Source organism: Glycomyces sp. NPDC050141, assembly GCF_055586545.1.
In genome coordinates this window covers 108,377-122,796 of the sequence record NZ_JBVJHZ010000005.1, presented here as the reverse complement: position 1 = coordinate 122,796, position 14,420 = coordinate 108,377, and the positions used below count along the sequence as shown (strand labels likewise).

Annotated in this window: 11 protein-coding genes; 8 read left to right on the top strand and 3 right to left on the bottom strand. The window is 69.5% G+C overall.

Features of this window, described 5'->3' with window-relative positions:
* The first annotated feature begins 227 nt into the window (after nt 1-227).
* Nucleotides 228-1,724, top strand: coding sequence for a glutamate-cysteine ligase family protein (locus tag ACZ60M_RS04975; protein ID WP_465414800.1), 1,497 nt, complete (start codon nt 228-230; stop codon nt 1,722-1,724).
* A 48-nt stretch (nt 1,725-1,772) separates the two neighbouring features.
* Here ACZ60M_RS04975 and ACZ60M_RS04970 read toward each other — a convergent pair whose 3' ends face one another.
* Entirely contained in the window at nt 1,773-2,939 is a 1,167-nt protein-coding gene (locus ACZ60M_RS04970) for a hypothetical protein (RefSeq protein ID WP_465414798.1), read from the bottom strand.
* A gap of 190 nt (nt 2,940-3,129) precedes the next feature.
* Here ACZ60M_RS04970 and ACZ60M_RS04965 point away from each other — a divergent pair, with 190 nt between their 5' ends.
* The 3 genes from ACZ60M_RS04965 (at nt 3,130) to ACZ60M_RS04955 (ending at nt 7,951) form a co-directional block, all read left to right on the top strand.
* Nucleotides 3,130-4,404: a serine hydroxymethyltransferase gene (locus ACZ60M_RS04965; protein WP_465414796.1), complete on the top strand. Its 1,275-nt coding sequence runs from the start codon at nt 3,130-3,132 to the stop codon at nt 4,402-4,404.
* Nucleotides 4,405-4,603: 199 nt separating this feature from the next.
* On the top strand, nt 4,604-6,172 hold the full coding sequence (locus tag ACZ60M_RS04960; protein ID WP_465414794.1) for an LPXTG cell wall anchor domain-containing protein: 1,569 nt from the start codon (nt 4,604-4,606) through the stop codon (nt 6,170-6,172).
* A 207-nt stretch (nt 6,173-6,379) separates the two neighbouring features.
* Nucleotides 6,380-7,951: an LPXTG cell wall anchor domain-containing protein gene (locus ACZ60M_RS04955; RefSeq protein ID WP_465414793.1), complete on the top strand. Its 1,572-nt coding sequence runs from the start codon at nt 6,380-6,382 to the stop codon at nt 7,949-7,951.
* A gap of 224 nt (nt 7,952-8,175) precedes the next feature.
* Here ACZ60M_RS04955 and ACZ60M_RS04950 read toward each other — a convergent pair whose 3' ends face one another.
* Nucleotides 8,176-8,394, bottom strand: coding sequence for a hypothetical protein (locus ACZ60M_RS04950; RefSeq protein ID WP_208498944.1), 219 nt, complete (start codon nt 8,392-8,394; stop codon nt 8,176-8,178).
* A gap of 314 nt (nt 8,395-8,708) precedes the next feature.
* Between ACZ60M_RS04950 and ACZ60M_RS04945 the strand changes: the two genes are divergently transcribed.
* Together ACZ60M_RS04945 and ACZ60M_RS04940 are read left to right on the top strand one after the other, a co-directional pair.
* On the top strand, nt 8,709-9,530 hold the full coding sequence (locus ACZ60M_RS04945; RefSeq protein ID WP_465414792.1) for a P1 family peptidase: 822 nt from the start codon (nt 8,709-8,711) through the stop codon (nt 9,528-9,530).
* 14 nt (nt 9,531-9,544) lie between these two features.
* Nucleotides 9,545-10,429, top strand: a complete 885-nt coding sequence (locus ACZ60M_RS04940) for an endo alpha-1,4 polygalactosaminidase (protein WP_465414790.1) — start codon at nt 9,545-9,547, stop codon at nt 10,427-10,429.
* Here ACZ60M_RS04940 and ACZ60M_RS04935 read toward each other — a convergent pair.
* Nucleotides 10,411-11,901: a GGDEF domain-containing protein gene (locus ACZ60M_RS04935; RefSeq protein ID WP_465414788.1), complete on the bottom strand. Its 1,491-nt coding sequence runs from the start codon at nt 11,899-11,901 to the stop codon at nt 10,411-10,413. The two genes, ACZ60M_RS04940 and ACZ60M_RS04935, sit on opposite strands and share 19 nt — an antisense overlap.
* A 206-nt stretch (nt 11,902-12,107) precedes the next feature.
* Between ACZ60M_RS04935 and ACZ60M_RS04930 the strand changes: the two genes are divergently transcribed.
* Nucleotides 12,108-13,271 carry a hypothetical protein gene (locus ACZ60M_RS04930; protein ID WP_465414786.1) on the top strand — a complete coding sequence of 388 codons (1,164 nt, stop codon included), beginning with the start codon at nt 12,108-12,110 and terminating at the stop codon, nt 13,269-13,271.
* Nucleotides 13,256-14,407 carry an LCP family protein gene (locus tag ACZ60M_RS04925; protein ID WP_465414784.1) on the top strand — a complete coding sequence of 384 codons (1,152 nt, stop codon included), beginning with the start codon at nt 13,256-13,258 and terminating at the stop codon, nt 14,405-14,407. Before ACZ60M_RS04930 ends, ACZ60M_RS04925 begins: the two co-directional genes overlap by 16 nt.
* Nucleotides 14,408-14,420 lie beyond the last annotated feature (13 nt).

Genomic DNA, 14,420 nt, shown 5'->3' with positions numbered 1-14,420 from the left:
TTCGGCAGCAGTACGTGTCGGGGGCAACTGCGGTCATGAGCTGCCCTGATACAGATAGTGAACTTCCGAAACCCTGTTGTGTCAAGATCCCGACACTACGGCGGAACGCCGGTCCCTAATATGAGCGCGATCCACACCATTCGGGACGAAAGTGCTTCTCCCTTGGTAGCCAGCACATGACCGAAAGTCTTAAGGTTGATGGACCTTTCATTCCTGGGGAGGAAAATATGGGGGACGAGGTGACCGGTTCTGCCCTGCGGCACTGGGATCATCCCGCGTACACAGCGAGACTCCAGGCGGGCCGGACGGCCCTCGCGCAGCTCTTGGCCGATCGGCGGCTGGACCGGGACCGGCCCATGACGGGCCTGGAACTCGAGCTCGACCTCGTTGAGCCGAACGGTGATCCGGCCTTCGCCAACGACGCGGTACTGGAGCACCTGCATACGTCGGGCGAGGAGGACGCGCTCTACGGCGCCCAGCATGAGCTGGGCGCCTTCAACATCGAGTTGAACCTGCCGCCGAGGCTGCTGGACGGGGCCGGGATCTCCTGGTACGAGAGCGATCTGGCGGCGGTGCTGTCGGAGGTGCGGGAGGCCGGGGACAAGGCCGGGGTGCGCATCTGTCCTATCGGGACGATGCCGACGCTGTTCACCGACCACATGAGCGTCGACGCGCTGTCGAGGACGAAGCGGTACCGCATCCTCAACGAGGAGATCATGGCCCAGCGCGGGGAGCACCTGCGCATCGACATCCGCGGGGCCGAGTCGGTGGACTTCACGTCCGCGTCGATCGCGCCGGAGGCTGCGAACACCTCCGTCCAGTTCCACCTGCAGGTGTCCCCTGAGGACTTCGCGAGGTACTGGAACGCGGCGCAGGCGATCGCGGGCGCGCAGGTCGCGACGGGCGCGAACTCGCCGTACCTGTTCGGGCGGCAGCTGTGGGCCGAGACGCGGGTGATCCTCTTCGAGCAGGGGACCGACACGCGGCGCGCGAACCAGCGCGAGTCGGGAGCGAAGCCGCGGGCGTGGTTCGGGGAGCGCTGGATCGACGGCGTCCTGGAGCTGTTCGATGAGAACTACCGGCACTTCGCGCCGCTTTTACCGCTGTGCGACGAGGAGGACCCGCTCGCGGTGACCGCCGCCGGAGGGGTCCCGTCGCTGCGGGAGCTGCGGTACCACAACGGGACGGTGTACCGGTGGAACCGCCCGGTCTACGACGTCCACTCGGGCCGCCCGCACGTGCGGGTGGAGAACCGGGTGGTCGCGGCGGGGCCGACGGCGGCGGACATCTGCGCGAACATGGCGTTCTTCTACGGCCTGGTCGTGTACTACGCGAACGCGCCGGTCCCGTTGAGCGAGCGGATGGACTTCGCGCAGGCCGCGGCGAACTTCCGCTCGGCGGCGCGGCACGGCATCCAGGCCGACCAGTGGTGGCCGGGCCGGGGCCTCGTCCCGGCGCGGGCGCTGGTCCTGGACGAGCTGCTGCCCGCCGCGGCCGAGGGACTGGCGGCGATGGGCGTGGTGAGCCGCGACATCGGGCGCTTCCTCGGGATCATCGAGGCGCGGTGCCGCCGGGGTGTGAACGGCGCGACCTGGCAGGTCGCGCGGGTCCAGGTGGCCGAGCACCGGCAGCGGCTCGAGCGGCGGGACGCGCTGCGGGCCATGGTGCTCGACTACGCGGCCCGGTCGGCCGACGGTCGGCCGGTGCACGAGTGGGAGGTTTGACGAAGTGAGACGGCCGGGCCCGAGGGCCCGGCCGTTTCGCTTGCGTCCCTAGGACTCTGCTTCGTCGGTGTTGATCTTGCGGCGGCTGCGGGTGGTCTTGCGGCGGGCCGGCTTCTTCGTATCCGGTTCGGCCTCGGGCTCGGCGGTCTTCGTCGCGCCGGGCTCGACGGGTTTGAGTTCCTGGACCCAGTCGAGTTCGGGGTCGTCGTTCCCCGGGAGGTCTTTGGTGTCGCCCTTTTGCTCGTCGTAGGCCGAGGCCGGTTCGGGGACGGTCCAGCCGGGCGCGGTCTCGACCAGGCCGGTGCGCTCCTCGCGTGCAGGCTGCGGGGTGTCGTCGATCTGGCCGCCCGCTTTCGGGAGCGCGCAGACGATCAGCGATCCGAGGAGCCCGGCGATCGCGGCGTACGGGCCCACGAGCAGCACCGACATCGACTCGACGTCGTCGGCCCGCGAAGGCCCGGCGACCAGGTGCGCCACGGTGACGATGAGCGGCCCGGCGATCCCGGAGGCCGCCGCGATGCGGTAGCCGGAGCTGGAGATCGGGCCGCGCCGGGCGATCACGGCGACGATCACGCCGATGAGCGCCGAGCCGATCACGAACGGGACCGCGATCGACAGGCCCCGGTAGCCGAGGGCCGTGCCGGGAGCGGCCCACGAGCCCCAGACGCCGAGCTCGGTGACCGGCGAGGCCAGGTCGCCGACCTCCCAGAATTCAGACAGGACGGCGAGGAGCCAGACGAGGGCGACCGAGGCGCCCACGTTCACCGCGACCGAGCGGGAGCTCAGGCCGATGAGCGCCAGCGCGAAACCGACGGCCGCGCCGAGACCGGCGGCGATGAGCGGTTCGGTCGCGAAGGCGTCGAACACCGCGCCTTCCTCGGCAGAGAGCGACACGAGCGGGCCGACCGCGAACGCGCCGAGGGCGCTCGCGAACACCGCGGTGACGCGGATCGCGGGGCCGAGCCGGGCGGCGGCGCGGGAGCCGATCGCGCCGGAGGCGAGGCCGCCGACCACGCACGAGGCGGCCGAGAACCAGGCCACCCAGGCGAGGTTCGCGTTCGAGCGGTAGTCGAGGACGGGGTCGGCGGCGCCGGGAGCGGCGTCCGCCCAGGAGAGGAGTCCGAAGCCGTAGGCCAGCCCGAGCTGCGCGAGCGCGGCGAGCGCCGCGACCGCGAACCCGGCGCCGACGGTCTTCGCGGCGTATCTAGGTGACATACGTCGCACCGTACTGCGTGTACGCAATGGAGTCTCGTATGGCCGATCGAGTGAGGTGATCCAGGTGGTCCCGTCTCACAGGGGAGGAAACGCAGGGTGCCCCGCTGAGCAGGTCCGGCTATGCTCGGGGCATCAAGGCCACCTGCCCGGTCGCCGTGCGAGATCATGCCGATCAGCGAGGAGCATTGTCATGTCCGACGCCTACGAGGCCCTCACCGCGTCGCTCGCGGCCATCGACCCCGAGATCGAACAGGCCATCGAGAACGAGGGACGCCGCGAGTCCGAGAAGATCCGCCTCATCGCGTCCGAGAACTACGTGTCCCAGGCGGTCATGGAGGCGACCGGGTCAATCCTGACCAACAAGTACTCCGAGGGGTACGCCGGGAAGCGCTACTACGAGGGCCAGCAGTTCATCGACGTCGTCGAGCAGCTGGCGATCGACCGGGCGAAGTCGCTCTTCGGGGCCGACCACGCGAACGTGCAGCCGTACTCCGGCTCCCCCGCCAACCTGGCCGTCTACATGGCGTTCCTGAACCCGGGCGACAAGGTCCTCGGCATGGGGCTGCCCGCGGGCGGGCACCTGACCCACGGTGCGAAGGTCTCGGCCACGGGCAAGTGGTTCGACGCCGTGCACTACGGGGTCCGCCGCGACACCGGCCGGATCGACCTCGACGAGGTCGCCGAGATCGCGCGCGCCGAGCGCCCGAAGATGATCATCTGCGGCGGGACCGCGATCCCCCGCACCGTCGACTTCGCGGGCTTCAAGGCCATCGCGGACGAGGTCGGCGCGATCCTCATGGCCGACATCGCGCACATCGCCGGCCTCGTCGCCGGTGGCGCGCACCCGACCCCGGTGGGGCTCGCCGACGTCGTCACCACGACCACGCACAAGACCCTGCGCGGCCCGCGCGGCGCGATGATCCTCACCAAGGAGGAGCACGCGAAGGCCATCGACAAGGCGGTCTTCCCGGGCCTCCAGGGCGGCCCGCACAACCACACCACGGCGGCGATCGCGGTGGCGCTGAAGGAGGCCGCGAAGGACTCCTTCAAGGACTACGCGGCGCAGATCGTCAAGAACGCGAAGGCGCTCGCGACGGGCCTGACCTCGCGCGGGTTCGACCTGGTCTCGGGCGGCACCGACAACCACCTGATCCTGGTGGACCTGACCAGCAAGGACATTCCGGGGAAGCCCGCGGCGAAGGCCCTGGACGCGGCCGGCATCGAGCTGAACTTCAACTCGGTCCCGTTCGACCAGCGCAAGCCGTTCGACCCGTCGGGCCTGCGCATCGGCACCGCTTCGGTGACCACGCGCGGCATGACCGAGGGCGACATGGACCTCATCGCGGGCTGGATCGACCGGGCCGTCGCCGCGGCCAAGGACGGCAAGGACAACGAGCTCGACGTGATCGCCGGTGAGATCCGCGAGCACACGAAGTCCTTCCCGATTCCGGGCTGGAAGGCGTAACAGCTCTTTACTTCCGCCACAGGGCGCTCGGCCGTTACGGCCGGGCGCCCTGTTCGCTTCCTCGGGAACGTTGCTTCGGGAAATTCATATTCGTCGTTGCAACCAGTGACCGACCCGTTGCGTCTAGCTGATGTCAAGTCACCCGACCGGCCCCGCCCCTGAACACAGCGGTGCCGTCCCTCCACAAAGGAAGCCGATCATGTATCCCTCGTACCCTAAAAACGCCGGTAAGCGCTTGCTTGCCGTGACCGGCGCCGCCGCACTCGGCGTCGGCGCGTTCGCCCTCCCCGCCCAGGCGCAGGACGTGCCCGAGCCCGAGACGATCACCTACGACCTGCCCAGCCCGGTCGAGGTCGGCGGCGGCGCCTACCTCGGCAGCGTCGACGTCGAGTTCGGCGACGGCTTCGAGCCCGGCGTGCACGACCTCGGCGTCTCGCTCGAGATCGAGATCCCCGACAACGAGCTCCGGTTCCGCTTCGGCGACAACGAGTGCGTGGCGAACATCGAGAACACCGTGCTCGACTGCGAGATCCCCGGCGTCGCCGCCAGCGACTCCGTCGCCATCGAGTACCAGGCCGAAGACTGGGCGTACTCCGGCGTCTACGACTACACCGTGACGGTGACCGTGGACGGCGAGACCGTGGCGACCGAGCCGGGCACCCTCGAGATCATCGGCAACGAAGGCGGCGAAGAGGAGTACCCGTTCCTCCACGACAGCCTCCAGTACGAGCTCGACCCCGGCGCGACCGTCGAGGCCGCTCCGCAGTACATGCAGAACGGCGACCTCCCGGAAGGCACCGAGGCCCTGGCGATCGGGTTCGCGGAGCCGAACTACATCCTCGACGGCGCGCTCGAAGCGGTCGCCGGATACGACAACTGCGTCGACTCGTTCTGGGGCGGCGGCTCCAACGGGGTCACCTGCATCGTCACCGACTTCGAGGAGGTTCCCAACGGCCTCTTCGAACCGAGCCCGGTCAGCTTCACGCTCGACGCCGAGGTCCCGGGCAGCTTCGAGGTCTGCGGCTGCTACTGGGGCGTCCGCCCGCTCGACGCCGAGATGCTCGAATCCGAGTACGGCGACCTCTCATGGGACGCGGGTTCGGACAACCTGTTCGGAACGACCCTCGTGAGCGAGAACGCGGACCCCGACCACTACGACGGTTTCGGCTTCATCGACTTCCGCGGCACCGGTCAGCTGTACGACCTCTCGGTCGACAAGGCGAACGCCAAGGGCGCCAAGAACACCGAGACCACCGTCAAGGTCGAGGTCGGCAACGACGGACCGGCCGGAGCCATCTCGATCTTCGACGGCCCCGGCACCTACGTCCTGTTCGGGACGCTGCCTACCGGGCTCGACCTGGTCTCGGTCTCCGGTGACGGCTGGAGCTGCCCCGAAGAGTGGGCGGGCTACCTGCCCCCGGGCGACCCGGCGGCCTCGGAGGAGTTCGACTTCGTCTGCTTCTTCAGCGAGCTCGGCGACGGCGAGTCCCTCAGTCTCGACGTGAAGGTCGAGATCACCAGCTCGAGCAAAGCGTCGGACGGCTCGCTGAAGGTCGTCGGCATGGACCACGACGGCTACCCGGGCCAGCTGGACAGCGACCTCAAGAACAACGAGGCCGTGTTCTCGCTCGGCGGCGGCTCCGGGAACCTCCCGAAGACCGGTGCCTCGATGTCCATGATCATCGGCGGCGCGGTCGCGGTGCTCGCGGTCGGCGTGGTCATGTTCGTCCTCTCCTCCCGCCGCCGCAAGGCCGGTGCCGGGGAGTAGCTGAAACCGACTGATACGCAAGGAAACCCAGCGGGTCCCGGAAGTGCGTCCGGGGCCCGTTCGCGTGCCCGTGCGCCCGGTTCCGCTGCCGCGCCGAGTAACCGGCAAGTAAACGATCACGCAACCGTTCACCGGGTCTGGGGCGTTTAGATGCAAAGGAACTTTTCATTCGGGCGCGGCCCGGACAACTGCAAAGGAAACCACACCATGGGAATCCCCTCACCGAAGCGCGCGGGTCTGCGCGCCTCGGCCGTCCTCGGGACGGCGGCACTCGGCGTCGGGGCGTTCGCGCTCCCCGCCGCCGCGCAGACCCCCGAGCCCGTCGAGACGTTCCTCGGCATGAACTCGTTCTACGCCGCTGAGGACCCGCAGCTCCAGGGCTGGGAGGTCTACTTCGGGGACGACTTCACCCCCGGCGAGCACACCGTCGCCGTGGAGCTGAACATCGACGCCCCTGACGGCACGTTCGTGTTCTCGGGCGGCGACATCGGCGACCGCTGTACCGCGGACGAGGCCGGCACCAGCGTCGAGTGCGTCCAGGACGACGCCCCGGCGGACCTCCGCTGGGAGTTCGACGGCGAGGTCCCCGACATAGCCTCGGTCGGCACCTACCCGTACGCGCTCGACCTGCTCGTGGACGGCGAAGTCGTCTACAGCGAGGAAAGCGAGATCGAGGTCCTGCCGCCGAGCGGCTCCGACCTCGTGTGGCCGTACGCGCACAGCAATGTCGACTTCACCGGCGTGAAGCCCGGTTCGACCGTGGAAGTGCAGCCGGAGCTCCTGCAGGAGAACCCGATCCCCGAGAACACGGCCGCCATCCTCGCCGAGTTCCAGCACTCGACCTACGGCGGCGCCGAGACGATCGCCGACTACGACAACTGCTACGTCGAGGAAGGCGCGACCTACTGCATCATCACCGAGTTCCCCGATGAGGTCGGTGCCGTGTTCACGCCGACCGTCCCGGTCGAGTACGCCGTGGACGCGACCGCGCCCGGCCCGGTCGACATCTGCGTGTGCACCTACGCCTTCACTCCGGTCGACACCGAGACGCTCCCGATCCTGATCGGCGACTTCGAATGGGACCCGGCCTCGGACAACCTGTTCGGCCTGCGCGAGGTCTCGGAGCCCGAGTCCGAGTTCACCGACGAGTACTGGGGCTACATCTCGATCGAGACCACCGCGAACCCCTTCGACCTGAGCATCGCGGACGCGAACGCGAAGGGCGCCAAGGGCGCTGAGGTCACCTTGACCGTGCCGGTCAAGAACGACGGCCCGGCCGACGCGTACTCGTTCTTCGACGGCCCCGGCTCGTACTACGTGCTCGGAACGCTCCCGAAGGGCCTGGAGCTGGTCGACGTGGCCGGGGAGGCGAACTGGACCTGCATGACCGCTGACGAGTTCGCGTCCTACGCGCCGGACATCAACACGGACGGCATCGACTTCGGGTGCTTCATCGCCGCGCTCGGCGACGGCGAGAAGGCCGACCTGAAGGTCACGGTGAAGATCACCGACGCGACCTCGACGGCCAAGGGCACGTTGGAGATCGCCGCGCTGAACAACGACGGCTACCCCGGTGTGGCCGACGCCGACGCGAAGAACAACAAGGCCGACATCACCGTCAACGCCAGCGGCAACGGCAACGGCTCCACCACGCCGAAGCTGCCGAAGACCGGCACGTCGCTCGGGATGATCATCGCCGGCGCGGCCGCGGTGCTCGTCGTAGGCGTCGTGCTCATGGTCGTCACCGCACGCCGCCGCAAGGCCGGTGCCGAGGAGTAGTCGGAAGCGCCTGACACGCAAGGGAACCCGAAGGGCCCCGGCCGATGGCCGGGGCCCTTTCCCGTGGACGCCGGAGGCGGGCCCCGCCTCACGGCCGGGCCCGCCTCCGGGAGAGCGAAACGCGCCGGGCCCTTGGGAGACAGCCGCAGCGCGTCGCGTTCTAGTGGATTGTTGAGTTGTGCAGTCTTGCGGTCGGCGCCTTGTGGGCGCGCTCGCCTCGGTCCTTAGCGGGCCAGGCCGGCGAGGGCGCGGCCCTCGACGCGGTCGGCCGCCCGGCGCAGGACGCCGGCGGTCGAGAGGCGGACCTTCTCCGGGCGGGTGACGCCGAAAGCGTAAGGCTTGTCGGCACGCCCGTCGTCAACGACCGGAGCGTTCGGCAGGGCCGAGTTGGCAACGGTGTTGGCGGCGTCGACTGCGAGGAATGCTCCTACGAACTCGTACATGATGTATTCCTTCCCGGCAGGGTGAGCCGGTTTGTATTTCTTGGGGGCCGCTCGTCGATGACGCCATTGTCGACGGCGGGAATCGGACGCGGTCAAGACCGCTTCCGGGCCGGGGCCTGAGAACGTTGCGGGTTCGCCGCTCCGTTCCTGCTCCTTCGGCTTCGTATTCAATGCTAAGGCGTCCTCGTCCGCTTAATCCAGGGATTTTGCGTGGGTCACAGGTGTCCCGCGACACTGTCCACAATGAGCTTAGTTACCGTTCGGTTATCGAATTCCAGGGGCGGCCGGAGGGGCCGTGACGGTACTCTGTCCGGATGCGGGACATGGGAGTTCGCGTCGGCCACTGGACCGGCGAGCACACCGGTTGCACGGTGCTGCTGTTCGAGAAGGCCACGACCGCTTCAGGCGAGGTGCGGGGCGGGGCCCCGGCCAGCCGCGAGATCGAGCTGCTCGACCCGCTGCGGTCGAACACCGGGATCGACGCGGTGCTGCTGACCGGCGGGTCCGCGTTCGGGCTCGCGGCGGCCGACGGGGTGATGCGCTGGCTGGCCGAGCACGGCCGGGGCGTCGTCACGCCGGGCGGGAAGGTCCCGATCGTGCCGACGCTCGGGCTCTACGACCTCGACGGGTCCGGGACGGTTCCCGGTGCGGCCCAAGGCTACGAGGCGTGCGACGCGGCGATGGCGCCGTTCGAGCCCGCGCTGGACGGGCCGGTCGGGGCGGGCCGGGGCGCGACGGTGGGCCAGTGGCGGGGCGTGACGCTCCCGTCGGGGCTGCGGACGGCCACCGTGTGGGCCGGGCCCGTCGCGGTGAGCGCGCTCGCGGCGGTGAACGCGTTCGGCGAACCGGGGCCGCTGGACCGGGGGCTGCTGCGGCCCGAGGGGTTCGCGGTCGAAGGGTTCGGGCGGAACACGACGATCGGCGCGGTCGTCACGAACGCGCGGCTCGACAAGGTCGAATGCGCGCTGGTCGCGCAAGGCGCGCACGACGGCCTCGCGAAGGCCATCAGCCCGGTGCACACCCGGATGGACGGCGACGCGTTCGTCGCGGCCTCGACAGGCAGGCTCCGGGCGTCGGTGGACGTGGTGCGGGCCCTAGCGGTAGAAGCGGTCGCCGAGGCCATCAGCGCCGAGTGACTATCCTGCGCAGCATGAGACGACTTCGTGCCGCGCTGCTGGTGCTCCCCCTGGTCCTCGCCGGATGCACCGAGGACACCGGTGCGGAGGCGACCGAGAACGAGGGGTCCTCGGACTGGGTCTACCAGCTCTCCGGGTACGAGGACGACACGCTCGACGCACTCGCGGACGCGCCGTTCGACACGGCCGTCATCGACCTCGCGCGCGACGGCGGCGAGGGCTACTTCACCGCCGAGGAGATCGGCGCGCTCCAGGACTCCGGCAAGAGCGTCTACGCGTACTTCACCATGGGCTCCATCGAGACCTACCGACCCGAGTACCCGGCCGTATCCGCCACGGACATGGTCTTGAACCTGTGGGGCGACTGGCCCGACGAGCACTTCGTCAAGTACTGGGACCAGCAGTGGTGGGACCTCGTGATGCAGCCGCGCCTGGACCAGGCGATGGAGGCCGGGTTCGACGGCGTGTACCTCGACGTGCCGAACGCGTACGAGGAGATCGACCTCGCACTCGTGCCCGGCGAGACCCGGGAGTCCTTGGCGCAGAAGATGGTCGACCTCGTCATCGACGCCGACGAGTACGCCGGGGACGACCTGCGGATCCTCGTCCAGAACTCCCCGGAGCTGCGGGAGTACCCCGGCTACCTCGACGCGATCGACGGCATCGGCGTCGAAGAGCTGTTCTTCCTCAACCCCGACGAGCCGTGCACCGAGGACTGGTGCGCCGAGAACCTGGAGAACACGCGCGCGATCCGCGACGCCGGGAAGCTGATCCTGGCCGTCGACTACGCGTCCGAACCGGAGAACGTCGCCGCCGCGTGCGCGCACTACGACGAAGAGGGCTTCGCCGGAGCCGTCGCCGGGATCGACCTCGACAGGATCTACGAACCCTGCGAGTGACGGGGCGCCAGTAAGGCGTTCCCCTCCCAGAAATTCTTGCGGGACCGCTTCATCTGGTACATCGCCTGGTCGGCGGCCCACAGCGTCTGCGACGGGTTGCCGCCCGCGGCCAGGCGGGCCCAGCCGATCGACACGTCGACCGGGGTGCCAGGGACCGAGTACTCCCAGTTCTCGCTCGACACCGCGACGCGGATGCGCTGCGAGACCGCGTCCGCGTCGTACTCCGTGGCGCCCGGCAGGACGAGGATGAACTCATCGCCTCCGGTGCGCGCCAACAGGTCCCCGGTGCGGACCACACTGGACAGGAGCGCCGCGACCCGCTGCAGGATCGCGTCGCCCGCCTGGTGGCCGTGGGTGTCGTTGACGGCCTTGAAGCCGTCGAGGTCGAGGACCGCGATCATCCCGTCACCGTCCACATCGGACAGGAACTCGTCGAGGCGGCGGCGGTTCGGCAGGCCCGTCAGGTCGTCGGTGTTCGCCCGGTCCGCCCAGCCCGCGACCGCGCGCCGCAGCTGGTCCCGGTCCACCAGCGCCCCAGCCGAATCCAGGTAGATCGTGTGGAACTCGTTGATCTGCTTGTACAGCGCATACGTCGTCGCGTGCGCCGCCAGGATCGACGCCGCGTGGTCGCCCTTCGCCACCAGCGCCAGCGAACGCAGGTGCTGCGGCTCCATGACGCCGAGGGTCTCGTCGCCGATCTCCCGCGCCTCCAGGACCTCCAGCGCTTCAAGGCCCCGGGCCTGCGCGATGAGGCGCGACGCGCGCGCCAGCGTGCGCAGGTCCATCGCCTCCACCGACGAGGTCTCCTCCGGCAAGAGGTGCTCCACGGTCCAGTTCTCACTCACCGCGCCCAGCAAACCGACGCGGGCCAGCGCGTAGTGGATCCACTCGACCTCGCGGGTATCGAGCTCGTGCAGGCTCGGCTTGACGCGGCGGAGTTCCTTGAGCAGCAGGTAGTTGCAGGCCCGCGCGTCGCCGGTGTAGTAGCGCAGGAGCGCGTCCCGCACCCGCACCTCGACGCCCTCCACAGAGGAGCGGCCGACGCCGGTGCCCTCGGCGAGGGTGTGGCACTCGTCGAGCGCCTGCGAGGCCTGCTGCTGGTAGCCGCAGTTGGAGAGGATCACGGCCAGGTCGTACCAGGCGTCGACGGCGGCCTGGCTCTCCTCGGTCATGGCCTGGAGCGCGCGGCGGGACAGCACCAGCTGCTCGGCGGTGAGGCCGAGGGCCTTGATGTAGTGGTGGTAGTACCAGGCCGCGAGCGCGTGGTACTTGCCGGTGAGGCGGGGGTCCTGGCAGCGGGAGACGGCGGCGCCGGCCTGGTCGATGGTGCCGGGGATCTTGTCGGTGGCGCGCTGGGAGATCTGGCCCTGGAGGATGAACAGCCACGCCTGGGCCCGCTGGTGCACGGTCTCGGAGTTGTAGACGATCCACGTGGCCTCCGCGACGGCCTCGGCGACCTGCCCGGACCGCATGAGGGCACGCAGACGCCGGTACTGATCGGCATAATCACGCGCAGACGTGATCCCCCTCCGTGGCGTCACGCGCTCTATCCTGCCACCGCCGAGCCGATATATCCAGTGGCGCACGTCGTGGGCCCTATAAGCCTTGCGTTCTCGAATGGGTAAGTGCCCGAACCGTTTTCCTCCGAGCGGCGGGCGCGGCGCATAAAGTGGGAGCAGTGCCCGAAATGGAAGGATGGTGGGCTTTGCTCCCTCGAAGTCCTCACAGTGTGCGGCCGTGCACCGCGTGCGGCGAGCCGCTGCCCGCCGACCCGGGCGCGCACGTCCTCTCCTGCGACGCGTGCGGCACGGAACTGCACGGCCGCCCGGCCCTGAAGCGGCTCGTCGACCCCGACTGGACCGCGTTGCCCCCCAAGGCGAAGCTGCGGTACGCCGACGACACGGCGGAGCTCTTGACGGCCCCGGACGCGCTCGTGCCGTTCCGCATCGAGCGGGCCACGGCGCGCAGGCTGCTGCGGGAGTGGGCGCGGCGGGGCCGGTTCGCGCCGCGCGCGTTCCGCAAGCTCGACGAGTCGGAGTCGTTCCGGGGCGCCTACCTGCCGTTCTGGGTGTGGGAGGCGCGCACTTGCTCGCAGTACAAGGCGGCGCGCGGGGAGTACGAGTGGGCGAAGGGCGGCTCGGGCCGGGTGCGGGGCGTCAAGTGGTTCCCGGCGGCGGGCCGGGTGGACCGGGAGTTCGCGGCGGTGCCGGTGGCGGCGACAGTGCGGCTGGAGGGGACGGCGCTGGCGGACCTGCTGCGGGACTGGACGCTGGGGGACGCGGTGGCGTTCGCGCCGGAGATGCTCGGCGGGTACTGGATTCAAGCGTACGACCTGGAGCCGGAGGTGGGGCTGGAGCTGGCGAAGGCCCGGATGGCGGCCGAGGTGGAGCGGGAGGTGCGGGCCCGGGTGGGCGGGGACGAGCAGCACGTGCCGAGCATCGAGACGGTGTACGCGGGGCTGGGGTACCGGCTGGTGCTGCTGCCGGTGTGGCTGGTGTCGTACGCGCACCGGGGGCGGCGGCGGATGGTGGCGGTGCACGGTGAGAGCGGCCGGGTGGTGGGCGAGCGGCCCCAGAGCGGTCTGAAACTGGTAATTGCAACGGTCCTCGCGTTGGGTGTGGCGGGAGCCATACTGTATTTCGGCCTTTTATCCCTTTCGTCCAGCCGTTCGGGCCCGCTGGACGGTAGAGGACACGACCACGTGATGTACATGCTCTATGGTTCCTGGGACGCTGCGCGCCCGCTGAGCTGCGCGCGCTTTCCCCGAGCGCGCCGGCCGTCCCCATCGGGCGCCTCGACACCCCACCGACTGTTCCGGGAGACGCAATGGGCAGCCCGATGAAGCACGCCGTCGCCAAGGCCTCCTCGCCCTGGTGGGCGAAGGCCATGGTCGTCTCCGGCTCCATGGTCATGGTGATCTCCGGCGGCGGCGCGATCGCGGCCCAAGTGGGCGTGACCGTCCTGGAGGACTCGGTCAACCAGGCGGACCTCCTCGGCGACCAGCGGGTCGAGACCGAGGAGGGCGCCCAGATCACCGGGCCCCTGAACTTCCTGGTGCTCGGCACCGACGAGCGGGTCGGCGCCGGGGGCGAGGCCCGCACGGACGCCGACATCATCGTGCACGTCAACGAGGACCTGACGCAGGTCAGCATGATCTCGCTGCCGCGCGACCTGTACGTGGAGATCCCCTCGGGCATCCCCGAGTCGGAGACGAAGCTGACCGAGGCGTTCGCGTACTCCGAGGACTGGGGCGAGTCGTTCCAGAACACGGCCGAGACGATCACGAACCTGACCGGGATCGAGTTCGACGGCGGCGCGATCGCGAACTTCGAGGGCTTCCTGGAGATGGTCGACGTGCTCGGCACGATCGAGCTGTGCCCGTGGCACGAGATCACCTCCATCCACGGCGACAAGAAGACCTACCCGGAAGGCTGCGCCGAGTACAACAAGGAGGACGCCCTCGACCTGGTGCGCCAGCGCTACGGGTGGGACTCCGACGAGGACTACGCGAACGGCACGTGGGGCGATTTCGGACGCCAGAAGATGCAGCAGCAGGCGATCAAGAAGATCCTGGAGCGGGCCAAGGAGAAGGGGTACGCCACGGACCCGACGAAGGCCGTGGAGCTGCTCAACAGCTTCGGCGACGCGCTGACTCTGGACGTGGGCAACTACAGCCTCGTCGACATGATCACGCAGATGCGCGACGTGGACCCGAACGGGATCGTCTCGATCGGCACGCCCTCTTCCGAAGGGGAGATGTACGGGACCTCGTTCGTCATGATCCACGAGGGCACTGAAGAAGAGGTCGCCGCGGACGCCCTGTGGGAGGCGATCGCGAACGACACGATCAACGAGTGGGCGTGCGCGAACGACAGGTGGCTCTCGGGCGATTCGCAACCCGATTGCGCCGCAGTGCCGGTGGACGGCGGGACCGCCGCCGAGGACGCCACGGCGAGTGACGAGCCGACCGCGAACTGAGGTTCCGCAGCAG